Below are 25,318 nucleotides of genomic sequence, written 5' to 3'. Positions count from 1 at the left end.
AGTTTCAAATTTCTGTAATCCTGAACACTATGTTAGTCTGTGTGCGGAGTACGCATTTCAGCATTGTTTTTTTCAGGATTGCCATGTCTGACATACGGATCACGAACTGCCACACGCACCTGTTTCACGCGCGCCATGTGCCCGAGGATTACCCTTATCCGGCGCTCAGGCCATTCAAGAAGATGCCTTGGCTGATCAAAGCCCTGGCATTTGGTGCCCGTCTGGTTGGTCAGCATACAGCCGCCGAGAAACTGGACAGGCTCTATCGCTTTCAGCAGGAAACAGACGCGGGCAGCCAGCGTGATATTCTGGACAACCTGAGGCGACACTATCCGAGCGATACCCGCTTTGTCGTCCTGCCAATGGAGATGTCAGCCTTTGGCTTTGGGACGCCAGAGGTTTCCTTGAGCGCGCAACATGACGAGTTGGCGAAGCTGTCTGGCGACCCAGAGGTCGGCCGATCAGTGATACCCTTTGCAACGATTGACCCGCGGGCGGATCCACAGGCCACAGAACTCTGGCGGGCCATAGATGGTCTGAAGTTTCGCGGCCTAAAACTCTATCCGCGTCTTGGATTCGCACCGGACGATCCGGTTCTAATGCAGCATGTTTACCCACGGTTGGAAGAGTTGAACCTGCCGGTCATGTCGCATTGCTCACGCGGCGGCGTTCAGGGGCGCTTTCTTTCGAACTATTGGGCCGACCGCTATACCGAGCCAGAGGCATTTATTCCCGTAATGCGCGCTCATCCCAAGCTACGGATTTGCCTGGCGCATTTTGGCGGGCAGCGGGACTGGGACGCCTATGTCAATCCGGATCGCAAGAACCTGCTGGACGACGCCTTCAACAGGAACTGGCAGGTGGCGATCCGGCAGATGATCGGCAGCGGAAGTTACCCGGGCCTCTGGACGGATATCTCTTACACATTGTTCCAGTTCGAGGATTACGCCCCCTTCTTGCGCATTTTTCTAACCGGCGAGGATGAAGAAGGTGAGCGCCTCAGGTCGCGTGTCCTGTTTGGATCAGATTACTACATGACCCGGCAAGAAGCGCTGTCAGAAAAGGCGGTCTGTTTCCGGCTGCGCAACATCTTGGGCGAGGAGATTTTCCGGCAGATCGCTGAAGAAAACCCGGCGAAATGGCTGGGTGAAGCCTGAGAGACCGCTTTGCACTCATTGCCGCTGGACCAAGCCGCTCCAATTCGCTAATCCGCCTTGAACTGATAGCGCAAAAGGAGCCCCCATGTCCGGACACGGTACGCCCATCCCGATGACTTCGCATCCCTGCGGCCCGCTGACCGGCACGGCCGAGGTGCCGGGTGACAAGTCGATCTCGCACCGATCGCTGATCCTTGGCGCGATGGCAGTGGGTGAGACCAAAATCTCGGGCCTGCTGGAGGGCGAAGACGTTTTGGACACGGCCAAGGCGATGCGGGCCTTTGGGGCTGAGGTTACGGATCACGGTGGCGGGGAATGGACCGTGCATGGGGTGGGCGTTGGCGGATTTGCCGAACCGGATCAGGTGATCGATTGCGGCAACTCAGGCACCGGCGTGCGACTGATCATGGGCGCTATGGCAACCTCTCCGATCACGGCGACCTTTACGGGCGACGCCAGCCTGAACAAACGTCCGATGGCGCGGGTGACTGACCCTCTGGCCCTGTTTGGTGCGCAATCGGTTGGTCGGTCCGGGGGGCGTCTGCCAATGACCATCGTGGGCGCAGCGGACCCGACCCCGGTGCGGTATGAAGTGCCCGTACCCTCGGCTCAGGTCAAATCTGCTGTGTTGCTGGCGGGATTGAATGCCCCCGGCAAAACCGTTGTGATCGAGAAAGAAGCGACCCGCGACCATTCTGAGCGTATGCTGGCTGGCTTCGGCGCTGAGATCACGGTTGAAGATACCGATGAAGGTCGTGTCATTACCCTGACAGGACGCCCTGAATTGAAGCCGCAGGTCATTGCGGTACCACGCGACCCGTCCAGCGCAGCCTTCCCGGTGTGCGCTGCGCTGGTCACACCTGGCTCGGATGTGCTGGTGCCCGGCATTGGCCTGAACCCGACCCGCGCTGGCTTGTTCACCACATTGCGTGAGATGGGTGCAGACCTGACTTACGAGAATGAGCGTGAAGAGGGTGGCGAGCCTGTTGCCGATCTGCGCGCAAAATTTTCGCCGAACATGAAGGGGATCACCGTGCCGCCCGAGCGCGCGGCCTCGATGATCGATGAATACCCGATTCTTTCCGTGGTTGCGGCAAACGCCACCGGTACCACGATGATGGGCGGTGTAAGAGAGTTGCGGGTGAAAGAAAGCGACCGCATCGACGCCATGGCGCGCGGCCTGCGCGCAAACGGTGTGACGGTACACGAGGGTGACGATTGGTGGTCGGTCGAAGGGCTGGGTATCGGCAACGTTCCCGGGGCCGGCACCTGCGAAAGCTTTCTGGATCACCGCATTGCCATGTCTTTCATGGTGATGGGCATGGGCGCGCAGAAGCCAGTTAGCGTGGACGATGGCGGCCCGATTGCAACGTCTTTCCCGATTTTTGAACCGTTGATGGCATCGCTGGGTGCTAAGGTCGAACGCTCGTGAGCTTCACAGTCGCGATTGACGGGCCTGCGGCAGCGGGCAAGGGCACAATCTCAAAGGCCGTTGCAGCGCATTTTGGGTTTGCCCATCTGGACACAGGGCTGCTCTATCGTGCGGTGGGTCGACGCGTTTTGAAGGGTGTCGATCCTGTCGACGCGGCAAAGGCTTTGACCGCCGAAGAATTGTCGCAAGGCGATCTGCGCACTGCCGAAATCGCACAAGCCGCGTCCAAAGTGGCAGTCATTCCCGAGGTCCGCGCCGCGTTGGTGGATTTTCAACGCGCCTTTGCCCGTAGGGCTGGGGGGGCTGTTTTGGATGGGCGTGATATCGGGACGGTGATTTGTCCTAATGCCGAGGTGAAGTTGTTTGTGACGGCCAGCGCCGAAGTGCGTGCCGAACGCCGGTATCTTGAGCTCAGCGCCAAGGGTGCTGACGTGACGCGCGGACGGGTTCTGGCAGATGTCAAAGAACGCGACGCGCGCGATGCTGAGCGCAGCACTGCTCCGATGAAACCTGCGGAAGATGCGGTTCACTTGGACACAACCGAACTGAGCATCGACGCGGCATTGGCAAAAGCGCTTGAGGTCATCAACGCTAAACTGCCTGCGGCGCGTTAACACCGCAGGCAAAGGGGACAGAGCTTACAGCTCGCCCACGGCAACGCTTTTGATGTTTGCCCACTGATCGTCAGCAGTTTTTGCCGTATTGACAACGTCTTTCAGAAAGGCTGCGCGGGTTTCAGCATTCAGGAAAAGGTACAGTTTGCCGTCTGCCACCAGGTACTGATCCGGATCGCCGTCAAATTTCTTACCAACTGATACGCCGAACGAGCAGAAGCCGCCATGCTGCGGCAAGAAAGCCGCCGGGTTCGCCTCAAACGCTTCCCGGTTAGCTGCGGTCGTGAAGTAGTAAGAAGCACCGTCATAAGTTGCTGAGTGGGTTGCGAAGCCTTCCACGGGATTGCCGTCATTGACCAGTGCAACCAGATCAACGCCGTGCGCGGCCAGCGGCGCACCTGCGGCCGAGATGCCGTTGGAGACGTTGATCTCGTCAGCGGCAAAGGCCGGTGTGGATAGGGCGACAGCAGCCGCAAGAACGGGCAGGATGAGCGATTTCATAGTGGTTTTCCTTTTGATTTCAGTTTCGGACCGACCGGTGTGTCGACCGATGAAAAACAGTTAAGGTTAAGCTTCTGAACGTGTAATCTCAGAAAGAACGCGTTATTTTGCAGATCGTACAATTGACAGAATTATTGGGCTTCGCAGATCACTAAGCTTTGTTTGGCCAGTTTGAGCTTCACTACTTATTGTCAAAGCATGTCTGCAGGAGTGACCTCATGTTTCGCATAGCCATCTTTCTGATTTTCGCCGCCGGAAGCCTTGCTGCGCAGGAGGTCGCGCCCGAAGCCTCGCCTGATGGCTTAAATGCCGAGCCTCCAATGACATACGAGCGGCTGGGTAATATCCTTTTTGCACTGGACCCCGAAGCACAGCCCCATGGGCCTGGATTTCAGATGACAGTGGCCGGTGTTCAGGTTTTGGTCATCACTGACATCAATGCAGATCGGATGCGAGCCATGGTTGCGGTCGGCAATGCCGCAGATCTGTCCGAAGAAGACTTGATCCGGGTGATGCAGGCCAATTTCGACAGCACTTTGGACGCGCGTTATGCGATTGCAAATGGCATATTGTGGGCTGCGTTTATCCACCCTTTGTCGTTGCTGGAAAAGGATCAGCTAATCTCGGGGTTGGCGCAGACGGTGAATATCGCGAAGACGTATGGCACGCTTTATTCCGGCGGGGCTGCGGAATTTGGTGGGGGTGACAGTACGGATCTGCAACGTGCCCTGATCGAAGAGCTTTTGAAGAAGGGTGAAGAAATCTGACCGGCGCCTGAACCCAGCGCATGTCCTTATCTTAATCCGCTTCATTCGTACCGCTCTGCTGCGTTATTTGCGCGGCCAGGAAAGATTCCACATGCCACAGATCGCGTCGTGCCCGCCAAGAAAAGTCGCTTACCCGCAGATACGGTTCAAGCCGGTCGCATATGCGTGCGCAATATGCCGCGATAAGCCCTAGATGGACGCTGGAAAGCTGTTATAGTTTCCCTCAAGCAAAAAAGGGAAAGCTGCCAAATAACCCCAAAAAAGGGGGAAGCAGCTGCAAAATCCCCCGAGCCAACAGGGACAAAACCACATGAATAATCGTCTGAACCAAATCACCATCGTGGGCGGCGGCACGGCGGGATGGATGACCGCGCTGATCCTGGACATGGTGTTTTCCCGAACGTCGTCGCAAAAAGATCGCCCACGGATCTGCCTGATTGAAAGCCCCAATATATCGACCGTCGGGGTGGGCGAGGCCACGGTGCCCCGCATGCCTGTGACGCTGCGCCAGGCAGGCATTACAGAGCGGGATTTTTTCCGCGAAACCAACGCATCCTTCAAGCTGGGCGTGAAGTTCTGCAATTGGAACAAGGACCGCAAGGGTAATCGTATCGACTATGTGAATCCCTTTGCACACGGCCAGATGTTGGAAGGTTTGGATGCTGCCGAGTATTTCCTGCGGTTCGGCAATGGGGATCGGGACTTTACCCAGTCAATCTCGCCGCACGACGATCTGGGTCGGCTGTGCAAGGGCGCAAGACAGTTGGGCCAGCCTGAGTTTGAGCAGCGGTTTGGTTACGCTTACCATCTGGATGCAGTGAAATTTGCCGGGATGCTGACCAAGGTCTGCACAGATCGAGGTGTTGAACATATCCGGGATGAGGTGCAATCAGTTGAACTGGATGAACAGGGCAATGTCAGCCATCTGACGCTCGAGCGTAGGGGTCGCCATGAGATCGAGATGGTTATTGACTGCACCGGTTTCCGCGGATTGATCATCAACAAGGCGCTGGGCGAGCCGTTTTTGGATTACTCGGATTACCTGCCCAATGATCGCGCCATGGCGTTGCAGATCGAGCATCCGAATCCGAAAAAGATCGAGAGCCTGACACGATCCACCGCACTTGGCGCGGGCTGGACATGGCGGGTGCCGCTCTACAACCGTGTGGGTACAGGGTATGTGTTCTCATCGGCGCATCGAACCGATGATCATGCGGCGGATGAGTACCTCGAATGGCTTGGGGACAGCGGCAAGGGTTTGACGCCGCGTGTCATTCCGATGCGCGTTGGACGTGTGCGCAATGCCTGGGTCAAGAACTGTGTCGCTATTGGTCTGTCTGGCGGGTTCATCGAACCGCTGGAAAGTACCGCGATCCACATGATTGATCATGCGGTGCGCTGGTTCGCCGAGCATTTGCCAACGCGCGCCATCGAGCCATCGCTGCGGGCAAGATACAATCGGCAGATGGACAAGATGTACAACGAGGTGCTGGAGTTTATCTGCCTGCACTACCGTTTGGGCAATCGCACGGACGATCCCTATTGGATCGATGCGCGGACACAGATGAAGGTGCCGGACCGGTTGGCCGAGAATTTGGAGCTATGGCAGCACCGCCTGCCAATGGATCACGATGTGGAATTCGCCACGCTTTTTGACCACCGCGTGTATCAGACGGTTCTGTTGGGCAAGCAGGTCTATGATACGGGGTATGGGCCAGGCATCCGGGATCGAGTGCGACCATTGAAGAAGGTGATCTGGTATCAGGGTATGCAGCGCGCGAAGGAAGATCTTGCTCAGATCATCAGATCAATGCCTGACCACAAAACGCTGCTGCGCGATATCCGCGGCGAGCTGGAGCGCCCTGCCTTTGGCAAGGCGAAGGTAGCGCAACCGACTGTTGCGATGCCCGGCACCACGCCAGCGCCTGTTAGGATTCAGAACATGCCGAACTTTGCAGAAATCCAAAGCGGTGCAAAAGATCTGCAGTTGTTCTAGAGGCCCTTTGAGCCCGGGGCAGAACCCACTTTGGCAAAAATGAAGGTTGGGGTGAACGCCCCTGCCTCAAGCTCGTCTTGGGTGGGCGAAAAAGCAGCCTAGTAGGCACTTGCGCAGCCTATTATCGTTATGTAATTACATAATGGATGTGAAGGATATGTGCATTGCAAAGACAGTCAGATCACGGCTGCAAATTCCGCCGAAATCTGCGGAGCGGCCTCAAACGTCGGCAAAGAGAAACTGCACCGATGCAGGTTTATGACTCGCTGCCGCCGGGGTTGCGGCAATGGTTGGCTGCTGCCAGTTTGCCGTGGAGTCCGGTGTCCGCTCAGAAAGTATGGAACCGGGCCGGAGGTGCACGCGATCCGTCTGCCGCGTTGATGCGCTTGGATGAGATAGAACAGGCGATGTTGCAGCGCGATGCCGGGGTTTGGAGCGCCAAACGCTGAACAGCCCTCTGCAAAGACCTGCCGAACCTTGAAAACATGGGCTTTACCCTTGCACATGTCGAGGAATCCGCCTATACGCGCGCTGTCGATACAAGGGCGGTCAACGTCCGGATGACGTTTCTGAGCAGGGCCGGGTTACCTCGGCCCTTTGTGTTTGTTTGCTCAGGGGCGCACCGGGTCACGCCAGACGGCATCATGAAACAAGACCGGCGGAGACAACCGCTCGGCCAGCAAAAACGTACTGTAAAGGAAAACAACGCCACATGGCTAACGCATCCATGGAGGAATTCGAAGCCCTCCTTAACGAAAGCTTCGAAATGGACACACCCGAAGAGGGTTCTGTTGTCAAAGGCAAGGTTCTGGCGATCGAAGCCGGCCAGGCCATCATCGACGTAGGCTACAAAATGGAAGGCCGCGTTGATCTGAAAGAATTCGCAAATCCCGGCGAAGCCCCTGAAATCGCTGTTGGTGACGAGGTCGAAGTCTACCTGCGCGCCGCAGAAAACGCCCGTGGCGAAGCCGTCATCTCGCGTGAGATGGCCCGCCGTGAAGAGGCATGGGACCGTCTGGAAAAAGCATATGCCGACGACCAGCGCGTCGAAGGTGCAATCTTTGGCCGCGTCAAAGGTGGCTTCACTGTCGATCTGGGTGGCGCAGTTGCGTTCCTGCCCGGTTCGCAGGTTGATGTTCGCCCTGTGCGCGATGCTGGCCCGCTGATGGGTCTGAAGCAGCCGTTCCAGATTCTGAAAATGGACCGCCGCCGTGGCAACATCGTTGTTTCGCGCCGCGCAATCCTGGAAGAATCGCGTGCCGAACAGCGCGCCGAAGTCATCGGCAACCTGTCCGAAGGTCAGACCGTCGAGGGTGTTGTCAAGAACATCACCGAATACGGTGCATTCGTTGACCTGGGCGGCGTTGACGGCCTGCTGCACGTCACCGACATGGCATGGCGTCGTGTGAACCACCCGTCCGAGATCCTGACGATCGGCGAAACCATCAAGGTTCAGGTCATCAAGATCAACAAAGAAACCCACCGCATCAGCCTGGGCATGAAGCAGCTGCAGGAAGATCCGTGGGATCTGGTTGCTGCGAAATACCCGCTGGGCTCTGTTCATCAGGGTCGCGTCACCAACATCACCGACTACGGCGCGTTCGTCGAGCTGGAAGCCGGTGTCGAAGGTCTGGTGCACGTCTCCGAGATGTCCTGGACCAAGAAAAACGTCCACCCCGGCAAGATCGTTTCGACCAGCCAGGAAGTCGACGTCATGGTTCTGGAAATCGACGGCGCCAAGCGTCGCGTGTCTCTGGGCCTGAAGCAGACTCAGCGCAACCCATGGGAAGTGTTTGCAGAAACTCACCCCGAGGGCACCGAGGTCGAAGGCGAAGTCAAGAACATCACCGAATTCGGTCTGTTCATTGGCCTCGAAGGCGACATCGACGGCATGGTTCACCTGTCGGATCTGTCCTGGGACGAGCGTGGCGAGGATGCGATCCAGAACTACCGCAAAGGCGACGTCGTTCAGGCGGTTGTCTCGGAAGTGGATGTCGAGAAAGAGCGTATTTCGCTGTCGATCAAAGCCCTGGGCGGTGACAAGTTCGCCGAAGCCGTGGGCGGCGTGAAACGTGGCTCGGTTATCACTGTCGAAGTGACCGCAATCGAAGATGGCGGCATCGAGGTCGAGTACGAAGGCATGAAGTCGTTCATCCGTCGTTCCGACCTGTCGCGTGACCGTGCCGAACAGCGCCCCGAGCGTTTCTCGGTCGGTGACAAGGTCGACGTCCGCGTCACCAACGTTGACAGCAAGACCCGCCGTCTGGGCCTGTCGATCAAGGCACGCGAGATCGCCGAAGAGAAAGAGGCCGTGGAACAGTACGGTTCTTCCGATTCGGGCGCGTCGCTGGGCGATATCCTGGGTGCAGCGCTGAAGTCGGGCGACTAATTCCGGGACACATCCCAAACAAGCTTTTCGGCCTCGCGCTTCAGCGCGGGGCCGTTTTTGTTGCGAATCAAGGTGTTCCAATCGGCCGTGTTAATTTCGGTAATGTTTGCGCTTTAAGTGCGGAAAAACCCCTGTCCGGCAAAAAATCGCGTGAGAATATGGCAAAATAAAGCCTCAGCGCGCAGAGTATGCGTTCCCCCAAACCGGATTTTTTCCTATACTGTCAAATCAGTAGACCTGACACACCGGCTGCCTGGGAGGGTATCACGCATGATCCGTTCAGAATTGATTCAGAAAATCGCTGACGAAAACCCACATCTCTATCAGCGTGATGTTGAGCGGATTGTGAATACCGTGTTCGAAGAAGTCACCGACGCCATGGCCCGCGGCGATCGTGTTGAACTGCGTGGTTTCGGCGCGTTTTCGGTCAAAAAGCGCGATGCGCGTGTGGGGCGTAACCCACGCACAGGAGAGACGGTGCAGGTCGAGGAAAAATGTGTACCGTTTTTCAAAACTGGTAAGTTGCTTAGGGACCGATTGAACGGTAAAGCCTGACCGTATGATGCGCTACATTCGATATGCTTTTCTTGGGACGCTTGGGATCATCCTGATTTCGGTGTCTCTGGCCAATGTTGAGTCGGTTGAACTCAAGCTGATGCCGGATCCGCTGGCTGAGTTGTTGGGATTCAATCTGACCGCTTCGCTTCCGTTGTTCCTGGTGGTTCTGGGTGGTGTTGTGGCCGGTCTGATCATTGGCTTCATTTGGGAATGGATGCGTGAACACAAGCATCGCCGTGACGCGACCGCGAAGAAAAGCGAAGTGCGCAAGCTCGAGCGAGAGGTCAACAAGCTCAAGAAAAAGCAAAACGAGGGCAAAGATGACGTTCTGGCCCTTCTGGATGAGGCAAGCTGAGCCCAATTCCCATGTCCGATGTTAGGTTCAAAATCTGCGGCTTGACCGCATCTGATCACGTGCGTGCAGCCGTTGAGGCCGGGGCAGGCTATGTCGGTTTTGTTTTCTTTCCGAAATCACCTCGCCATTTGGACGTTGCGCAGGCTGCGGAACTGGCCCAAATGGTTCCGCCCGGCGTCGCCAAGGTGGCGTTGGTGGTAAACGCCACTGACGAAGAGCTGGACAGCATCGTGTCTGCGGTTCCGCTGGATATGCTGCAGTTACACGGTAAAGAGAGTCCTGAACGGGTTTCTGAGGTCCGGGACCGGTTCGGTTTGCCTGTGATGAAGGCGATAGGTGTTGCCGAGGCCGAGGATCTGGACGCAATAGATCTGTATTCCGAAGTGGCCGATCAATTGTTGATCGACGCAAAGCCGCCTCGGGGCGCGGAACTGCCAGGAGGCAACGGGCTGGCGTTTGACTGGCGCTTGCTGGCCGGTCGGAAATACTGGCGGCGTCCTTGGATGCTGGCCGGTGGTCTGACGCCGCAGAACGTTGCTGAAGCTGCCAGGATGACCGGCGCGCGGCAGGTCGATGTCTCTTCGGGCGTGGAAAGCGCGCCGGGTGTAAAGGACGCAACCCTGATCGGCGAATTTGCAGCCGCTTTGCAGTGATCTGATCCTTTAGTTGCCGCGTATCCCCGTTTGGGGAGGAAGACAGTATGTTGGCGGCAATAGGTGGTGTTTCCCTGAGACACTGGTACAACGCGCCCGAATTTTTCTGGCGCGCGGGTCAGGCGTACAGGCAAGCAAAAGGCGACCCGTTGTGTCTGCACGCAGCTGTGTTCCGGCAGGATGGGCTCTATTTTTCGCTGAGCGTTTGGCACGATATCGAGGCGATGCTGACGTTTGCACAATCGGGTCCTCATCGACGTGTCATGCTGGCAGCCGATCGGCTGGCGGATGTGAACCGGTTCTACCACTTTCCGTGCATAGGCGTGCCCTCTGCGGAACAGGCAATTCAGGTCTGGCGACAAAACATACGGGTTGCGGAATGATGCGTTTTGCCCATGGCAAATCTTGTCGCCACAACCTATGAACAACGGGTACGACGAGTGGAGACACCCATGGCCAACGATCTTTTCAATTCCTTCATGTCCGGCCCTGACGAGCAAGGCCGCTTTGGCATCTTCGGCGGGCGATTTGTCAGCGAAACGCTGATGCCGCTGATCCTGTCGCTGGAAGAGGAATACAACAAAGCCAAGGATGACCCCACCTTCTGGGCCGAGATGGATGATCTTTGGGCGAATTACGTTGGTCGCCCTTCGCCGCTGTATTTTGCGGAACGCCTGACCGAGCATCTGGGTGGCGCAAAGATCTACCTGAAGCGTGACGAGCTGAACCATACCGGCGCGCACAAGATTAACAACGTGTTGGGCCAGATCATTCTGGCGCGGCGCATGGGCAAAACCCGGATCATAGCTGAAACTGGGGCAGGGCAGCACGGCGTGGCAACTGCAACCGTTTGCGCCAAGTTTGGTCTGAAATGCATCGTGTACATGGGTGCGCATGACGTTCAGCGTCAGGCCCCGAACGTGTTCCGCATGCGTCTGCTGGGGGCCGAGGTGATTCCAGTAACCTCGGGTCGTGGTACGCTGAAAGATGCGATGAACGACGCTCTGCGTGATTGGGTGACCAATGTGCGCGACACGTTCTACTGCATTGGTACCGTGGCCGGTCCGCATCCCTATCCGGCGATGGTCCGCGATTTTCAGTCGATCATCGGAAAAGAAGCGAAAGAGCAGATGATGAAGGCCGAAGGCCGTCTGCCCGATACGATCATCGCTGCCATCGGTGGTGGGTCGAATGCGATGGGTCTGTTCTACCCCTTCCTCGACGACAAAGAGGTGAACATCATCGGTGTTGAAGCTGGTGGCAAAGGTGTGAACGAGAAGATGGAGCATTGCGCTTCGCTGACCGGAGGCCGTCCGGGCGTGCTGCACGGTAACCGCACCTATCTGCTGCAGGATGATGATGGTCAGATACTTGAGGGCTATTCGATTTCGGCTGGTCTGGATTATCCGGGAATCGGGCCCGAGCATTCCTGGTTGAATGACATTGGTCGCGCCAATTATGTCTCGATCACCGACAAAGAGGCGCTTGAGGCGTTCCAGTTGTGTTGTGCGACCGAAGGCATCATCCCCGCGCTGGAGCCCAGCCACGCGCTGGCTCATGTGATGAAGATTGCGCCGGATCTGCCCAAGGATCACCTGATCTGCATGAACATGTGCGGTCGAGGCGACAAAGACGTTCAGACAGTGGCGAAATATCTGAATTTCGACATGTCTGACACCGAAGGCCGCACGGCTGACTAAAGTAAAGCCGCAGATGTTGCCACGGTTTTTCATTTCCGGGCAGCTGCACTGTGGAACTCTTCTTTTGATTGAGTCGTCTGAAGCCCGGAAGCGCGTGGTTCTCAGCTAGCAGTTGGCATGAACACGCGTGTTTCCTGATCGGACAAAGACTGACGCAATCCCTTCAACTGTTGCAATTTTGCTAGTTTTTGCCGGGTTCGATTGTACTTTTGTAGGCGCTTCTGTGTACGTTGCTACGCGGTGGTTTTAATCCCAAATCAATCAATTATGGCCATTTGTATTGCGTGGCGCTTGTGTACTGCAAAACAAGCAAAACACATTCGCTGCACTAAGTGTTCAGTCGAGCGACTTCAAATTCTATACAACTTATAAGAATTGTTTTAACGTTTTGATAATCGGCTTATGCGGCCGGTTTTTTGGGGATGTCTCTACTTGTTGGAACAAGAGGTGACACGCTTGGGTTGCTGTTTTGACTCAAGCCACTCTTTGTTTGGCGCCCATGGAATGCTGTAGGAGGTAAAATGGTAAGGTCTGCTATGTTGAGGTTTTTGAGCCTCGTGCTTCTGGTTGCAGCGCTTTTGCTTGGTGGAACGAAACAGGGTGCAGCATTTGGCACCAATTTTATAACGCAGAACAACCCGACGCCCAGCGGCGGCAATGTGGTGATTTCCAATAATCCGGCACTGTCCTTGGCCTTCGTTTCTGCTGGAGGTGCTGTCCCGGCAGGCACGTTTTACAACTTCGGATCCGTATCTACTGCGCTGCCAGCAATCACGCCTGCCACGCTGACAGGGCTTGGTTGGATCAACCCGACTATTATCAGCCAGGATGGGGCGGATTCGACTTATGCAGCAGATGGATACATGGGGTTTGTATTCACAGCGCAGGAAACCGCAGGCGGGCCGCTTTATCGGTACGAATTCGCGCTGTCCGGTGTGACGAACACGGTTCCAATCAACACACGAACGCTTGTGGACACAACCCAACCGACGGCCACAATCGGTGCACTGACAGCCACCGGAAACGGTACGTTTCAAGCGTCTATCACACTGAGCGAACCCAGCACCGATTTCACGGTGGGGGACCTGTCGGTGACGAACGCAACGGCTACCCTAGCAGGGTCAGGGACCAACTATGTCGCAACGCTGACACCGCAGAATAACGGCACCATCGAACTGTTCATTCCAGCCGGTGTATTCACTGACGCAGCAGGCAACCTAAACCTTGCATCTAACACAGTGACGTCGGTTCAGGCGGTGACAAATACGCAGCGTCTGATACAGGCGTTTCAGAACGCGCGGGCTACCAGCCTTGCAACCAACCAGCCGGGATTGACCCGGTTCTTGCAGCGGTCGGGTTCCGGCGTGTTGGACACGTCAGTGACGCAAGGTTCGGGTTATCTGAATTTTGCTTCAGATCCATCCAACCCGGTCTGGTTCAATTTGACCGGTAACTGGAGCTCTCAGGGCGATTTCGACAGCTCCTATGCGTTGGCTGTTTTGGGGGCACATCGTCAGATCAACGCGAACCTGTTGGTCGGGGCCATGCTGCAACTCGACTATGCAGAAACGGATAACGGACCGGCCAGTGTGGACGGTACAGGGTGGCTGATTGGCCCTTACGTGGTCGCCAAGTTGCCCAGCCAGCCGGTGTTTTTTGAAGGGCGCGCTCTGTATGGACAGGCTGACAACGACATCTCTCCACTTGGGACCTATACTGACAGTTTCGACAGCGAGCGTTGGTTGGTGCAATCACGTGTGACCGGCGAAATCAAACGCGGTGCACTGACGCTGATGCCACTGCTGGACGTCAGCTATGCCAGCGATGATCAAGAAAGCTACACCGACAGTCTGGGGAACCTGATACCGCAGCAGGACTTCAGTCTAACCACGGCGCGGTTGGGTATGGATTTCACACACCCCGTTCAGGTTTCGCGCGGTGACTTTATGCTGACGGGTGGCCTGTCAGGCATATGGAGCACGACTTCGGGCACGGGCACTGTCCCCGGCGTAACGCCGATTGGCGACACGGCGCGTGCGCGTGCGGATCTGGGCTTTGACTACCTCTTGGAAAACAACAGCTTGCTTGCGGCCAATGTGTTCTATGACGGCATTGGTGAAAGCGGGTTCGAAAACTACAGCCTCAGCCTGATCTGGCAAATGTCCTTCTGAACCAACTTAGGTGCGCCGCAGAGAATCGCTACTCTTCGGCTATGTACTGTTGCAGAACATCCAATGGCACAATCTCTAACGCGCGCTGATGTGTGGCCTCCAGATGGACCTGCGGCGCACATCCTTCGTCATGCGCTTGCATAAAGCGGCTGGCACACAGGCACCAGCTGTCACCGGGTTTGAGACCCGGAAAGTCGAATTCGGGCCGAGCCGTGCTCAGATCATTGCCGACATATTTTGAAAACGCCAGAAACTCGGCCGTCATCACTGCACAGACGGTGTGGCTGCCCTGATCTTCGGGGCAGGTGTTGCACGCGCCGTCGCGGAAAAAGCCGGTTAAGGGGTTTCTTGAGCAGGGGGCGAGGACGCCACCCAGCACATTGATAGTGTCTTGCTTTTGCATGAGGCTACCTTACAGGCTTTCTGCGATCTTGCGGAACATTTCGATGTTCTGATCATTCACGCCAGGTTCACGGAACAGTCGGTCTGCACCGGTTGAGACAATCAAAACGCCGCGGGGCTGATTGAAATAGATATACTGACCGTAAACGCCACGTGCCAGAAACTCACCCTCATGTGCGCCGCGGGGTATCCACCATTGATAGCCATACCCGATCTTGCCCTGTGCTGTGGGGGCGCTGGGTTGCGTGGCCTCAAATATCCATTCGGCGGGGACCAGTTGTAGCCCATTCACTTTACCGTCCTGTAGGATCATTTGCCCAAACCGAGCGAAATCGCGCGTGGTGAAGTTCAGGCCGCCCAACACAAAAGCAACGCCGGCACCGTCGGTAACATAGTATCCGTCGCGTTCCAGGCCCAAGGGCTGAATGACTTTTTCAATCAACAACTCTGCCACGCCTCGTCCTGTCGCGCCGCGTATCACCATGCCCAACACATGCGTATCGATCGAGACGTATTGCCAGGTTTCGCCCGGTGTCGCAAAGCTGTCTTTCAAAGATGCCGCAAAATCGTCCAGTTCACCGCCCAAGGCGATCACGCGACCCATGCGGTTGATGTCAGAGTTTGGGTCCAGGTAATCCTCGTCAAACGTGACCCCGCTGGCCATGTTCAACACATTGCGGATTGTCGCGGCATCATAGGCGCTGCCCTTGAGTTTTGGCGCGTATTTTACCACCGGGTCATCAAGCGACTCGATTGCGCCCTCATCCAGTAAAATCCCAAACAGAGCTGACAAATAGCTTTTTGCCACCGACCAGGAGATTCGACGATCATCCGGGCCTGTTCCCAGATAGTACTCCTCGAACCGGATACTTCCTCCCTGCATCACCAACAACGAGGTTACAGAGCGCTCTTCGATCCAGGCGTCAGTGCCGTCCGGCGGATCGAACCCATCCCCATAAGGCAACTCCCAAGTAGGGGCGTCGCCACGAGGCAGGTCAACGGTTAAAAAAGCCTCGTCCATATGCGAAAAATTATGAACGATCTTTTCTGCTGAAAACAGAGAGTTCACAGCCATCAGACGCTGCAATTCTTCACGTTTCCACAGCCCAACGACAACACCAGCCAGAGCCAGCGCCAAAACGATGCGCAGCACCCATTTCAAGATGGATCTCATCGCATAGCCTCCCTTATTCTTGGGTATTGGATCGCGGACGCCTTCATTCTGCAATGGCTACGTAACGGAACGTTTTGGATCTGCTATTTGAATTTGTCCAACAGCTTCTGCATGGCAGAACGGTAATCTACTTCGGGTTCGGTTGGTGTATCAGGCTTTTTTTGGGATTTCGGAGTCGGGGTCTTTGAAGATCGCGGCGGAGCAGTGCGCAGCGCGACTGCGTTCATGAATTTGCCTCCATCTCCGTTTGCCAAATATGCAGCGCCGTCTGAAACCCCGCGTAGAACATCATCCAGCCAGTCGGCATCCGCCTTGGCGAAATCACCCAGAACATAGGGTGAGACCATCTCTTTCCGCCCTGGATGCCCGATCCCCAACCGAACGCGGTCATAGGCCGGGCTGATATGATCGTGGATCGAGCGCAGGCCATTATGTCCGGCATGGCCGCCACCCGCCTTCACACGGACTTTGCCAGGGGCGAGGTCCAGCTCGTCGTGAAAGATGGTCACATCGGTCGAATCCAGTTTGTAGAACCGCATCGCTTCTCCCACCGACTGACCCGACCGGTTCATGAAGGTCTGTGGTTTGATCAGCAGAACTTTTTCATCGCCCAAACGCCCCTCAGCGATTTCGGCCTGGAATTTGGATTTCCATGGGCCAAAGCCGTGATCCTCGGCGATCCGCTCCACGGCCATGAAGCCAATATTGTGCCGGTTGCGGGCGTATTTCGACCCTGGGTTCCCCAATCCGACAAACAGTTTCATAGTCTCATCCTTGTGCGATGCAGGTGGTTGATGGCACGGAATGCCACCTGTTTCCAGCCCGAGCGGCAAAAGAAAACGGGACCCAACAGGGCCCCGTTTACAAATCCGAACTCTTGAAGTTCGAGCTTATTCTTCTGCAGCGTCCTGACCGACGACTTCAACCTCGTCAGCTGCCACTTCTTCACCTTCTTCGTCGTCGCTTGTGGACAGACCTGTGGGTGCCGAGATGTTGGCAATCACGAAATCACGGTCGATGGTCGGCTTGGTGCCTGCGGGCAGGTCAACCGACGAAATGGTGACAACGTCGTTGATGTTCAGACCGGTCACATCAACGGTGATCTTCTCAGGGATATCACCCGCGGTGCAGACCAGTTCGACTTCAGGGCGGACAACAGTCAGAACGCCGCCCTTCTTGATGCCGGGCGCTTCGTCTTCGTTGATGAACTCAACGGGGATGAACAGCGCGATTTTGGTGGTCCGGCGCAGACGCATCAGGTCCAGGTGGGTCGGCAGATCTTTGACGATATCACGCTGGACATCGCGGCAGATGACGCGGACATCTTCGTGACCGTCAACCTTCAGGTTCCACAGTGTCGACTTGAAGCGGCCCGCTTTCAGGCGCTTGAACAACTCGTTGAACGGGATCTGAATCGGAAGCGGCTCTTTATCGCCACCAAAAACAATGCCCGGAACCATGCCGTCGCGGCGTGCCTGACGAGCGGCGCCCTTGCCTGTCCCCGTCCGTTCCAGAGCTACGAGATCAGGAATCTCTCCAGCCATGATAATTCTCCAATGTTAGGGCGGGCATCCTCCAAGGCTGTATGCCCGCGTGAAGCCGCGTCCTTAGCTTGATTCAATTGGTTTGGAAAGGGGGTTTTAGTCCGTTTTTTGTTTTGCGAGGCTCTGCCTCGCGCTCCGAGGTATTTTTAGCCAGATGAATACAGGATCCCTACTTCATCTGGCGGAAAATACCTCGGGGGAGGCGCCCTTAGGGCGACGGGGGCAGAGCCCCCAATGTCCAGCCGGTTCAGCCTTGCCAACGGCCTCCGAAGTCTTCGGGGACAAGCAGGTTGTGACGCCCCAGCCCTTCGATAGTTTTTTCACCGCAGAGCGCCATTGTCGTGTCCAATTCCTTCTGGATCACCTCAAGCGCGGTGGTCACGCCTTTCTGACCCATTGCGCCAAGGCCATAGACAAAAGCACGGCCGATATAGGTACCTTTGGCCCCAAGCGCCAAAGCCTTAAGCACGTCCTGACCAGATCGGATACCACTGTCGAGATGAACCTCGATATCACTGCCAACGGCGTCCATGATCTCGGGCAGGACGCGGATCGAGCTGAGTGCGCCGTCAAGCTGACGACCGCCGTGGTTTGATACGACTATGGCTTCTGCGCCCAGCTTGGCCGCCATTTTTGCATCCTCTGCGTCCAGGATACCTTTCAGGATTACTTTGCCGCCCCATTGTTCCATCAGTTTTTCGACCTTGGCCCAATCCAGGCTGGGATCGAACTGTTCTGCGGTCCAGGCACCAAGGGAAGACGCATCCGATATCCCGTCGACATGGCCGACGATATTGCCGAACTCACGCCTTTGGGCACCCAGCATTTCTATTCCCCAAGCCCATTTTGTCATCAGGTTTGCAATGGTTTTGGCAGTCAGCTTCGGCGGGGCGGAAAGGCCGTTTTTCAGATCCTTATGACGTTGGCCCAGAATCTGCAGATCCAGAGTGATCACCAGCGCTGAACATTTGGCGTCTTTGGCGCGCTGGATCAGTCGGCTGACGTAATCCGTGTCCTTCATCGTATAAAGCTGAAACCAGAATGGCTTGTTGGTGTGTTCAGCCACGTCTTCGATCGAGTTGATTGACATGGTCGAAAGCGTGAAGGGTACGCCAAATTCCTCGGCCGCTTTTGCGGCCTTCATCTCTCCGTCCGCGTGTTGCATTCCTGTCAACCCGACCGGAGCCAGCGCGACCGGCATCGAGACATCCTCGCCAATCATATGTGAGGCCGTCGAGCGCCCGGACATATCGACCGCAACCCGCTGGCGCAGGCGGATCTGTTCAAAATCGCTGCTGTTTTCGCGGAAGGTTTGTTCTGTCCAACTGCCACTTTCAGCGTAATCATAGAACATCCGGGGTACACGGCGTTCGTATATGCGCCTGAGGTCTTCGATATTGGTTATTACGGGCATGCGGCGGACCTCCGGGCTGTCTGGTTATTTTTTCTTACCAATCCAGCGCGCCGCCTGCAACGGATTGACCCTGTGCCTGGGTGTCAAAAACCCGCCGCACAAGGCACTGCGGCGGGTTTTTTGAGCTTTGAGATGTATCGCTGAGATCAGACGCTGTGTGCCCCGTCCGACAGGGATTTTACGAAATCCAAGACTTCAGCGACAGGCTTGCCCGCGGCGATTTGGCTGACAATGGCGGATCCGACTACAGCACCGTCGGACACTGATGCGATATTGCGGGACTTCTCGGGCGTGTTGATGCCAAAGCCTACGATCACGGGCAAATCTGTTGCGGCCTTTATGCGGGCGACCTCGGGGCCGACGTCTGTCGCCTGAGCCTCGGCTGCGCCGGTGATCCCGGTGATCGAGACGTAATATACGAAGCCCGATGTATTTTGCAGAACGCGTGGCAGACGTTTGTCATCTGTGGTGGGGGTTGCCAGACGGATGAAATTCAAACCTGCTGCCTGTGCGGGCAGGCACAGTTCTTCGTCTTCCTCGGGGGGAAGGTCGACAACGATCAGACCGTCGATTCCGGCTTCTTTGGCATCCGCCAGAAATGCGTCAACGCCCCGGCTGTAAATCGGGTTGTAATACCCCATCAGGACAATCGGAGTCGTATCGTCGGTTTCCCGGAACGCACGTGCCAAATCCAATGTGCGTTGCAAAGTCATTCCACCATCCAGCGCGCGTTGCCCCGCGGCTTGAATCGTGGGGCCATCTGCCATCGGGTCGGTGAAGGGCAAACCCAGTTCGATGATGTCCACTCCAGCACCCGGCAAGCCTTTGACTACCTCTAACGAAGTGTCATAGTCCGGGTCTCCGGCCATGATATAGGCGACAAAAGCCTTTTTACCTTCGGCTTTCAGGGCGGCGAACTTGGCGTCGATACGGGTCATCGGATGTCCTTGCACTCGGGTTTCGACCCGTGTGCAGAAACTTTGACCGAAAATCAATCCCGCCAGGGCAGGAATAGATCAGAAGCCCAGATGATAGCGCAGAAGCACCGCGTTTACGCCAGGGTTATCGTCGTTTGTGCTGGCGTTGGATTTATGTGTGATCGCGAGCGACACGCTGTTTCCGTTGTCCAGTGCATAGCCCAGGCCAAGGAGACTGCGGATCTGAAAGTCACCCCCCAAGTCGTTCAGATCAATACTTGGGTTAAAATACCCTGGCATGACGCTGCCTTCCACAAACCAGCGTTCGTTCAGCGCATACAGTCCGACCACCCCCAAGCCGATGTGAAAATCGCCATTCTCATGAAGAGACAATGCTGTTCCCCAACCTACGCTGAACCGGGTCGCCTGATGAAACGGCTTATGGTGGTATTCAAGGGAGAAAAGCGCTTGGTCCTCGGATGCATTGTCAGAGAAGTTTGCATATCCAGCGCCAAATATGACTTGTTGGGCTTGGGCTGTCGCATATGCGGATACTGTCAACGCGGTCGCAAGTAAGAGCTGTTTCATTTTATTCTGCCAGTGAATTCTCGTCGTTCAATGCTAGTTGGTTATCGTAGGGGCATTTTTTCAATTCAGCCAAGAACACGTTTTTGGAACGTTTTTGTGATGTGACGATTTGGACTCAGCCGTGGCAAGCCCAGCAATGGCTTGCGCATTTAGGCTGACCTGCATAGAAGCTGCGTTCGTATTCTATGCAGGAGGCCGTGATGGGCTTTAAAATGGGAATCGTGGGTCTGCCGAATGTAGGCAAGTCGACCCTGTTCAACGCGTTGACCAAAACCGCAGCCGCGCAGGCGGCGAACTTCCCGTTTTGCACCATCGAGCCCAACGTGGGCGACGTGGCTGTGCCAGATGATCGACTGGACAAGCTGGCCGCGATAGCGTCGTCCAAGCAGATCATCCCAACGCGGATGACGTTCGTGGATATTGCCGGCCTAGTCAAAGGCGCCTCAAAGGGTGAGGGTCTGGGTAACCAGTTTCTGGCCAACATCCGCGAGACTGACGCCATTGCGCATGTGCTGCGTTGTTTCGAAGACGGCGACGTGACCCACGTGGATGGCCGTGTCGATCCGGTGGCCGATGCTGATACGATTGAGACCGAGCTTATGCTGGCCGATCTGGAAAGCATCGAAAAGCGCCGCGCGAACCTGGTGCGCAAGCTCAAGGGCAACGACAAAGAAGCGCAGCAGCAGGATCGCCTGTTGGCCGAGGCGCAAGCTGTGCTGGAAAACGGTAAGCCGGCGCGGTTGGTCGAAGTGAGCGACGAAGACGCAAAGGCATGGAAGATGCTGCAACTGCTGACCACCAAACCGGTGCTTTATGTATGCAACGTGTCCGAAGAAGAAGCTGCTGAGGGCAACGAGTATTCAGCGAAAGTGGCCGAGATGGCTGCGGCGCAGGGCAATTCCCACGTCATTATCAGCGCTAAGATCGAAGAAGAGATCAGCCTGCTGGAAGAAGACGAAGCCCAGATGTTCCTGGAAGAGATGGGTCTGGAAGAACCCGGCCTCGACCGTCTGATCCGCGCTGGTTACGACCTGCTGAAGCTGGAAACCTATTTCACCGTCGGCCCGAAAGAGGCCCGCGCCTGGACGATCCGCACCGGCACCGCCGCGCCACAGGCCGCTGGCGTGATCCACGGTGACTTCGAGAACGGCTTCATCCGCGCCGAGACAATCGCCTATGACGACTATATCGCCGCCAATGGCGAGCAGGGCGCGAAAGAGGCGGGCAAGATGCGGGCAGAGGGTAAGGGCTACATCGTCAAGGACGGCGATGTGATGCATTTCTTGTTTAATACTTGAGGTCGCTTGGTAAACGCGTATTTCAGGGCGTTTCGTTCAGACTGCAGTGGGTGATCAGCCACCTGCCGTCCGGCTGCTTGTATAACACGTTGAGCGATGTCCCATGATCGGCTTCGCCTTCGCTGAAACGCGCAAGGCACCAGCCAATATGGCCGTTGATATCGGCTTGTACGACCTCGATAGCTTTGGACTTGGCATCTTCTTCTATCCACGCGGCATGCGCCGCTTCGATCGCCTTCCGACCCTTTGCCGCAGGCCCATACGGTGAGAAGAGTTCTGCATTGTCTGTGAAATAGGTCGCGCATCCCGCTGGGTCCTTGGATCGATAACATTCGACATAGCCATCAAACAGTTTCTGAAATTCTAGGGTCACAGTCATTTTGTGCGCTTCGCTTCTCTCGTCGGTCTTGCTGAGTCTGCTTGTCCCCGCCGTGCCATCACATGGTCAATGATGAAGCTGAGTACTTCGATGCCTTTTTGGTTGTATGTACGATACCGGAAACGCACCGTACCTCTGTCAGGCTTTGAATGTGACGGCGTGATCGCCTCGACCGTTACGCGCACGCAGATAGTATCCCCCGCGAAAACCGGTGCGAGCCAGCGCACTTCGTCCATGCCGTGGCCGCCAAGATTTGTACCGTTAAGCACACCAGTGTCGCGAAATAGCCGGAAGGTAAGCGCGATGGTTTGAAAGCCGCTTGCGATAAGGCCGCCAAAAATGGACTCTGCCGCAGCGATCTTGTCTATGTGGAATGGTTGCGGATCGTGCACGAGGGCAAAATCCACGATCGCGCCCTCTGTAAGAGTTACGCCTCCGGTCTCGAAGGAGTCTCCAAGCATCAGATCATCGAGATATTTGCCCTTAATCATCCCAATACTCGCATCAACCGCGTCTTTTATAGTATCGCTGACAGGTTCAAAAAGAAACTCTCTGAAGTTCGTGGATGAAGCGCATTTCTATGCAGGTAAAAACGCGTTAATCTGCCGTTTGCTCTCAAGTTGGACCGACTAGAAATGATCGAAATCCGCGACCTGCAATTGCTCAGCGCTTTGGCGCGTCATCGCCATTTTGCCAAAGCGGCCGAGGAATGCGGGATTTCGCAGCCCGCGTTCTCGATGCGTATCCGCAATCTCGAGGATCGGCTTGGCCTATCCATAGTCCGCCGCGCAAACCGGTTTCACGGTCTCACGGAAGAGGGCGAGATGATTGTCCAACGGGCGCGACGTATCCTCGATGACACCAAGGCGCTGGAGCAGCAGGTGCTAGCAGCCAAGGGTGAGATCACAGGGACGTTGATTTTGGGCGTGATCCCCACAGCGATCGCGTTCACCGGCCGCCTGATTAAACGTCTGCGTATGGCCCATCCCCGGATCGTGACCCGGATTGAAACCATGTCCGCCACCGCGATTCAGCACCGACTGGACGAAGGCAGCCTGGATGCAGGGATAACTTATGGCGACAGTATCGGCACGGACCTGCGGCAGGTGCAGCCCTTGTACGAGGAAACCTATGTCCTGTTGGTACCATCCAACATGACCGAGGAAACTGGCCCGATTCCCTGGGCTCAAGTCGCCGATTTCCCGTTGAGCCTGCTTGAGCCGCAGATGCAGAATCGCCGTATCCTGGACCGGATTTTTGCGGAGCAGGGCCTGCATCCTGACGTCGTGGCCGAAACCAGCGGCTTCACCGCTTCAATGGTCATGGCGAGAGAGGGGCTGGCGGCCACTGTCGTGCCTCGGGTCCTTGTGCGCGCGCTGGGCGATTTGAAGGGGACCCGTGTGTTGCCGCTGGTCGATCCCATTGTCAGCAAACCCATTTGCCTGGCCACCCTCAGTCGCGACCCAGAACTGCCAACGGTCGGCGCGTTGCGCAGCGTGGTGGCGTCTTTACGGTGATAAACTGTCGTTATCGTGCGATTGCCAAATGCGATTTGACGATATGCTGATCTGATGAGACACGGGGCCTCAATCGGAGGGCATCATGGCACCATTAGACACCAAGCCATCAGGCGCACCCAAGGGCGTCTGGAAGTCAGGTAAAGGCAAGGGGCGGCATACGCCCAAGGGCCGTCAGTTCACGGATGAGGCGCAGGCTGAGATTCACCGCCTGCTGGGCGATCGCCCGCGCCGCCGCGATTTGCTGATTGAATTCCTGCATTTGATCCAGGACGCGCACGGTCATATCAGTGCCGACCACATTGCAGCTTTGGCGGTTGAGATGCGCATCGGTCAGGCGGAAATCTACGAGACCGCCACCTTCTATGCCCATTTCGATGTGGTCAAAGAAGACGAGGCGCCTCCGCCCGCGCTGACGATCCGGGTCTGTGATTCCCTGTCTTGTGAAATGGCTGGTGCCCAGCAGTTGCAGAAAGCTCTGGAAGATGGCTTGGATCCGGCTGAGGTCCGCGTTGTTCGTGCGCCGTGCATGGGCCGTTGTGATACCGCTCCGGTGTTGGAGATCGGTCACAACCATATCGATCATGCGACACCCGAAAAGGTACAGGCTGCGATTGCTGCGGGCGACACCCATGCCCATCTGCCCGACTATGAAGCCTTCGCCGCCTATCAAGCCAATGGCGGTTACGCCAAGCTGAAAGAGCTGCGCGACGGCGGTGATTGGGAAAAGGTGCAAGAGGACGTGCTGTCCTCGGGCCTGCGTGGTCTGGGTGGCGCCGGTTTCCCGTCTGGCAAGAAATGGGGCTTTGTTCGTATGAACGAAGGTCCGCGCTATCTGGCCGTAAACGGGGATGAAGGCGAACCCGGCACGTTCAAGGACCGTTACTATCTGGAACGCACGCCGCATGTCTTCCTTGAGGGCATGTTGATCGCCGCCTGGGCGGTCGAGGCCGAGACCTGCTTTATCTATATGCGCGACGAATACCCTGCGGTGCTGGAAATCCTACGCCGTGAGATCGCCGCGCTGGAAGAGGCCGGGATCGTCGCCAAGGGTTACATCGACCTGCGCCGGGGTGCTGGTGCCTATATCTGCGGTGAAGAATCCGCGATGATCGAGTCGATTGAAGGCAAGAAGGGCCTGCCGCGTCACCGTCCTCCGTTCGTGGCGCAGGTTGGGGTCTTTAACCGTCCGACCTTGGTGCACAATGTCGAGACGCTGTATTGGGTCTCGAAGATCTGCCGCGAAGGGCCGCAGATCCTGAATTCTGTTGAAAAGAATGGCCGCAAGGGCCTGCGCAGCTATTCGGTCTCGGGCCGGGTTGCAAAGCCCGGTGTGTACCTGCTGCCGGCAGGTTCGACCATTCTGGATGTGATTGATGCCGCCGGCGGCATGGCCGAAGGCCATGTGTTCAAGGCGTATCAACCGGGCGGGCCGTCGTCAGGTCTTCTCCCCTCCAGCATCGATGACGTCCCGCTCGACTTTGATACTCTGCAACCGCTGGGCACCTTCATCGGCTCCGCTGCGGTTGTGGTTCTGTCAGATCAGGACACCGCCCGCGACGCTGCGCTGAACATGCTGCGGTTCTTCGAAGATGAAAGCTGCGGTCAGTGCACGCCCTGCCGTGCAGGTTGCGAAAAGGCGGTGAAGCTGATGCAGGCCGACAAATGGGACACCGAACTGTTGGAAGATCTGTGCCAGGTAATGGGAGATGCCTCGATCTGCGGTCTGGGGCAGGCGGCTCCGAATCCGATCCGCCTGGTCATGAAACATTTCGCTGACGAAATCTGAGGG

At 56.5% G+C, this 25,318-nt stretch carries 26 protein-coding genes; 16 read left to right on the top strand and 10 right to left on the bottom strand.

The genetic code is table 11. The annotated features are described in order from the left end of the window. The first annotated feature begins 83 nt into the window (after positions 1-83). The 3 genes from GOV91_RS09835 (at position 84) to cmk (ending at position 3,203) form a co-directional block, all read left to right on the top strand. Positions 84-1,157, top strand: a complete 1,074-nt coding sequence (locus GOV91_RS09835; protein ID WP_171235362.1) for an amidohydrolase family protein — start codon at positions 84-86, stop codon at positions 1,155-1,157. 85 nt (positions 1,158-1,242) lie between these two features. Next, entirely contained in the window at positions 1,243-2,589 is a 1,347-nt protein-coding gene (gene aroA / locus GOV91_RS09830) for a 3-phosphoshikimate 1-carboxyvinyltransferase (RefSeq protein ID WP_171235361.1), read from the top strand. Then, positions 2,586-3,203 (top strand): (d)CMP kinase, encoded by a 618-nt coding sequence (gene cmk / locus GOV91_RS09825; protein ID WP_171181433.1) that lies wholly within the window; start codon positions 2,586-2,588, stop codon positions 3,201-3,203. The genes aroA and cmk overlap by 4 nt, the downstream gene beginning before the upstream one ends. A 24-nt stretch (positions 3,204-3,227) precedes the next feature. Here the strand turns inward: cmk and GOV91_RS09820 are convergent, their stop codons facing one another. Continuing rightward, complete coding sequence (locus GOV91_RS09820) at positions 3,228-3,704, bottom strand: YHS domain-containing (seleno)protein (RefSeq protein ID WP_171181432.1); 477 nt, start codon at positions 3,702-3,704, stop codon at positions 3,228-3,230. 218 nt (positions 3,705-3,922) lie between these two features. On the opposite strand from GOV91_RS09820, the gene GOV91_RS09815 reads away from it, so the two are divergent. The 10 genes from GOV91_RS09815 (at position 3,923) to GOV91_RS09770 (ending at position 14,293) form a co-directional block, all read left to right on the top strand. Beyond that, the gene (locus GOV91_RS09815) at positions 3,923-4,471 is read left to right on the top strand and encodes a hypothetical protein (RefSeq protein ID WP_171181430.1); all 549 of its coding nucleotides are present in this window, start codon (positions 3,923-3,925) and stop codon (positions 4,469-4,471) included. A 310-nt stretch (positions 4,472-4,781) separates the two neighbouring features. After that, positions 4,782-6,467: a tryptophan halogenase family protein gene (locus GOV91_RS09810; RefSeq protein WP_171235360.1), complete on the top strand. Its 1,686-nt coding sequence runs from the start codon at positions 4,782-4,784 to the stop codon at positions 6,465-6,467. Between the two features lie 164 nt (positions 6,468-6,631). Next, complete coding sequence (locus GOV91_RS09805; RefSeq protein ID WP_256369231.1) at positions 6,632-6,916, top strand: DUF6525 family protein; 285 nt, start codon at positions 6,632-6,634, stop codon at positions 6,914-6,916. Positions 6,917-7,179: 263 nt separating this feature from the next. Continuing rightward, the gene (gene rpsA, locus GOV91_RS09800; protein ID WP_068337749.1) at positions 7,180-8,856 is read left to right on the top strand and encodes a 30S ribosomal protein S1; all 1,677 of its coding nucleotides are present in this window, start codon (positions 7,180-7,182) and stop codon (positions 8,854-8,856) included. A gap of 270 nt (positions 8,857-9,126) precedes the next feature. Further along, on the top strand, positions 9,127-9,411 hold the full coding sequence (gene ihfB, locus GOV91_RS09795; protein WP_050603110.1) for an integration host factor subunit beta: 285 nt from the start codon (positions 9,127-9,129) through the stop codon (positions 9,409-9,411). A gap of 7 nt (positions 9,412-9,418) precedes the next feature. Continuing rightward, positions 9,419-9,769, top strand: coding sequence for a lipopolysaccharide assembly protein LapA domain-containing protein (locus GOV91_RS09790; RefSeq protein ID WP_171235358.1), 351 nt, complete (start codon positions 9,419-9,421; stop codon positions 9,767-9,769). Positions 9,770-9,780: 11 nt separating this feature from the next. Continuing rightward, the gene (locus GOV91_RS09785) at positions 9,781-10,422 is read left to right on the top strand and encodes a phosphoribosylanthranilate isomerase (protein ID WP_171235357.1); all 642 of its coding nucleotides are present in this window, start codon (positions 9,781-9,783) and stop codon (positions 10,420-10,422) included. A gap of 47 nt (positions 10,423-10,469) precedes the next feature. Continuing rightward, positions 10,470-10,805: a hypothetical protein gene (locus GOV91_RS09780; RefSeq protein WP_171235356.1), complete on the top strand. Its 336-nt coding sequence runs from the start codon at positions 10,470-10,472 to the stop codon at positions 10,803-10,805. Between the two features lie 69 nt (positions 10,806-10,874). Then, positions 10,875-12,122: a tryptophan synthase subunit beta gene (gene trpB, locus GOV91_RS09775; protein WP_171235355.1), complete on the top strand. Its 1,248-nt coding sequence runs from the start codon at positions 10,875-10,877 to the stop codon at positions 12,120-12,122. 521 nt (positions 12,123-12,643) lie between these two features. Continuing rightward, positions 12,644-14,293: an Ig-like domain-containing protein gene (locus tag GOV91_RS09770; RefSeq protein WP_171235354.1), complete on the top strand. Its 1,650-nt coding sequence runs from the start codon at positions 12,644-12,646 to the stop codon at positions 14,291-14,293. A gap of 28 nt (positions 14,294-14,321) precedes the next feature. Here GOV91_RS09770 and GOV91_RS09765 read toward each other — a convergent pair whose 3' ends face one another. From GOV91_RS09765 to GOV91_RS09735, 7 genes are all read right to left on the bottom strand, one after another. Beyond that, the gene (locus GOV91_RS09765; protein ID WP_171235353.1) at positions 14,322-14,696 is read right to left on the bottom strand and encodes a DUF2237 family protein; all 375 of its coding nucleotides are present in this window, start codon (positions 14,694-14,696) and stop codon (positions 14,322-14,324) included. 9 nt (positions 14,697-14,705) lie between these two features. After that, complete coding sequence (locus tag GOV91_RS09760) at positions 14,706-15,869, bottom strand: serine hydrolase (RefSeq protein WP_171235352.1); 1,164 nt, start codon at positions 15,867-15,869, stop codon at positions 14,706-14,708. Between the two features lie 83 nt (positions 15,870-15,952). Further along, complete coding sequence (gene pth / locus GOV91_RS09755; protein WP_171235351.1) at positions 15,953-16,633, bottom strand: aminoacyl-tRNA hydrolase; 681 nt, start codon at positions 16,631-16,633, stop codon at positions 15,953-15,955. A gap of 126 nt (positions 16,634-16,759) precedes the next feature. Then, positions 16,760-17,413 carry a 50S ribosomal protein L25/general stress protein Ctc gene (locus GOV91_RS09750; RefSeq protein ID WP_171178062.1) on the bottom strand — a complete coding sequence of 218 codons (654 nt, stop codon included), beginning with the start codon at positions 17,411-17,413 and terminating at the stop codon, positions 16,760-16,762. A gap of 247 nt (positions 17,414-17,660) precedes the next feature. Continuing rightward, positions 17,661-18,827 (bottom strand): alpha-hydroxy acid oxidase, encoded by a 1,167-nt coding sequence (locus GOV91_RS09745; RefSeq protein ID WP_171235350.1) that lies wholly within the window; start codon positions 18,825-18,827, stop codon positions 17,661-17,663. A gap of 146 nt (positions 18,828-18,973) precedes the next feature. Next, complete coding sequence (gene trpA / locus GOV91_RS09740) at positions 18,974-19,765, bottom strand: tryptophan synthase subunit alpha (protein WP_171235349.1); 792 nt, start codon at positions 19,763-19,765, stop codon at positions 18,974-18,976. Between the two features lie 78 nt (positions 19,766-19,843). Then, positions 19,844-20,332, bottom strand: coding sequence for an acyloxyacyl hydrolase (locus GOV91_RS09735; RefSeq protein WP_171235348.1), 489 nt, complete (start codon positions 20,330-20,332; stop codon positions 19,844-19,846). Between the two features lie 200 nt (positions 20,333-20,532). Here GOV91_RS09735 and ychF point away from each other — a divergent pair, with 200 nt between their 5' ends. After that, entirely contained in the window at positions 20,533-21,630 is a 1,098-nt protein-coding gene (ychF, locus tag GOV91_RS09730) for a redox-regulated ATPase YchF (protein WP_171235347.1), read from the top strand. A 22-nt stretch (positions 21,631-21,652) separates the two neighbouring features. Here ychF and GOV91_RS09725 read toward each other — a convergent pair whose 3' ends face one another. After that, positions 21,653-22,009 (bottom strand): DUF4440 domain-containing protein, encoded by a 357-nt coding sequence (locus GOV91_RS09725; RefSeq protein WP_171235346.1) that lies wholly within the window; start codon positions 22,007-22,009, stop codon positions 21,653-21,655. Continuing rightward, a complete protein-coding gene (locus tag GOV91_RS09720; RefSeq protein ID WP_174836653.1) occupies positions 22,006-22,500 on the bottom strand; it encodes a MaoC family dehydratase in 495 nt (164 codons plus the stop codon). The genes GOV91_RS09725 and GOV91_RS09720 overlap by 4 nt, the downstream gene beginning before the upstream one ends. A gap of 144 nt (positions 22,501-22,644) precedes the next feature. Here GOV91_RS09720 and GOV91_RS09715 point away from each other — a divergent pair, with 144 nt between their 5' ends. Both GOV91_RS09715 and GOV91_RS09710 read left to right on the top strand, forming a co-directional pair. Next, positions 22,645-23,526: a LysR family transcriptional regulator gene (locus tag GOV91_RS09715; RefSeq protein WP_171235345.1), complete on the top strand. Its 882-nt coding sequence runs from the start codon at positions 22,645-22,647 to the stop codon at positions 23,524-23,526. A gap of 85 nt (positions 23,527-23,611) precedes the next feature. After that, positions 23,612-25,315, top strand: coding sequence for an NAD(P)H-dependent oxidoreductase subunit E (locus GOV91_RS09710; RefSeq protein ID WP_171235344.1), 1,704 nt, complete (start codon positions 23,612-23,614; stop codon positions 25,313-25,315). Positions 25,316-25,318: the final 3 nt, after the last annotated feature.

Origin of the sequence: Ruegeria sp. HKCCA6837, from assembly GCF_013034475.1 — a bacterium.
In the GTDB taxonomy this organism is placed as follows: domain Bacteria; phylum Pseudomonadota; class Alphaproteobacteria; order Rhodobacterales; family Rhodobacteraceae; genus Ruegeria.
The sequence above is the reverse complement of the archived record's forward strand: the minus strand, read 5'-3'. Positions and strand labels throughout refer to the sequence as shown.

What these genes read in the sequence shown, in the direction of transcription:
- aroA (WP_171235361.1), top strand. Translation starts at nt 1,243, where the DNA reads ATGTCCGGACACGGTACGCCCATCCCGATGACTTCGCATCCCTGCGGC.
- GOV91_RS09810 (WP_171235360.1), top strand. Translation starts at nt 4,782, where the DNA reads ATGAATAATCGTCTGAACCAAATCACCATCGTGGGCGGCGGCACGGCG.
- GOV91_RS09780 (WP_171235356.1), top strand. Translation starts at nt 10,470, where the DNA reads ATGTTGGCGGCAATAGGTGGTGTTTCCCTGAGACACTGGTACAACGCG.
- GOV91_RS09715 (WP_171235345.1), top strand. Translation starts at nt 22,645, where the DNA reads ATGATCGAAATCCGCGACCTGCAATTGCTCAGCGCTTTGGCGCGTCAT.
- GOV91_RS09720 (WP_174836653.1), bottom strand. Translation starts at nt 22,500, where the DNA reads ATGATTAAGGGCAAATATCTCGATGATCTGATGCTTGGAGACTCCTTC.
- GOV91_RS09790 (WP_171235358.1), top strand. Translation starts at nt 9,419, where the DNA reads ATGCGCTACATTCGATATGCTTTTCTTGGGACGCTTGGGATCATCCTG.
- GOV91_RS09770 (WP_171235354.1), top strand. Translation starts at nt 12,644, where the DNA reads ATGGTAAGGTCTGCTATGTTGAGGTTTTTGAGCCTCGTGCTTCTGGTT.
- GOV91_RS09760 (WP_171235352.1), bottom strand. Translation starts at nt 15,869, where the DNA reads ATGAGATCCATCTTGAAATGGGTGCTGCGCATCGTTTTGGCGCTGGCT.
- GOV91_RS09745 (WP_171235350.1), bottom strand. Translation starts at nt 18,827, where the DNA reads ATGCCCGTAATAACCAATATCGAAGACCTCAGGCGCATATACGAACGC.
- rpsA (WP_068337749.1), top strand. Translation starts at nt 7,180, where the DNA reads ATGGCTAACGCATCCATGGAGGAATTCGAAGCCCTCCTTAACGAAAGC.
- ychF (WP_171235347.1), top strand. Translation starts at nt 20,533, where the DNA reads ATGGGCTTTAAAATGGGAATCGTGGGTCTGCCGAATGTAGGCAAGTCG.
- trpB (WP_171235355.1), top strand. Translation starts at nt 10,875, where the DNA reads ATGGCCAACGATCTTTTCAATTCCTTCATGTCCGGCCCTGACGAGCAA.
- GOV91_RS09710 (WP_171235344.1), top strand. Translation starts at nt 23,612, where the DNA reads ATGGCACCATTAGACACCAAGCCATCAGGCGCACCCAAGGGCGTCTGG.
- trpA (WP_171235349.1), bottom strand. Translation starts at nt 19,765, where the DNA reads ATGACCCGTATCGACGCCAAGTTCGCCGCCCTGAAAGCCGAAGGTAAA.
- GOV91_RS09735 (WP_171235348.1), bottom strand. Translation starts at nt 20,332, where the DNA reads ATGAAACAGCTCTTACTTGCGACCGCGTTGACAGTATCCGCATATGCG.
- GOV91_RS09725 (WP_171235346.1), bottom strand. Translation starts at nt 22,009, where the DNA reads ATGACTGTGACCCTAGAATTTCAGAAACTGTTTGATGGCTATGTCGAA.
- GOV91_RS09815 (WP_171181430.1), top strand. Translation starts at nt 3,923, where the DNA reads ATGTTTCGCATAGCCATCTTTCTGATTTTCGCCGCCGGAAGCCTTGCT.
- GOV91_RS09835 (WP_171235362.1), top strand. Translation starts at nt 84, where the DNA reads ATGTCTGACATACGGATCACGAACTGCCACACGCACCTGTTTCACGCG.
- pth (WP_171235351.1), bottom strand. Translation starts at nt 16,633, where the DNA reads ATGAAACTGTTTGTCGGATTGGGGAACCCAGGGTCGAAATACGCCCGC.
- GOV91_RS09765 (WP_171235353.1), bottom strand. Translation starts at nt 14,696, where the DNA reads ATGCAAAAGCAAGACACTATCAATGTGCTGGGTGGCGTCCTCGCCCCC.
- ihfB (WP_050603110.1), top strand. Translation starts at nt 9,127, where the DNA reads ATGATCCGTTCAGAATTGATTCAGAAAATCGCTGACGAAAACCCACAT.
- GOV91_RS09750 (WP_171178062.1), bottom strand. Translation starts at nt 17,413, where the DNA reads ATGGCTGGAGAGATTCCTGATCTCGTAGCTCTGGAACGGACGGGGACA.
- GOV91_RS09785 (WP_171235357.1), top strand. Translation starts at nt 9,781, where the DNA reads ATGTCCGATGTTAGGTTCAAAATCTGCGGCTTGACCGCATCTGATCAC.
- GOV91_RS09820 (WP_171181432.1), bottom strand. Translation starts at nt 3,704, where the DNA reads ATGAAATCGCTCATCCTGCCCGTTCTTGCGGCTGCTGTCGCCCTATCC.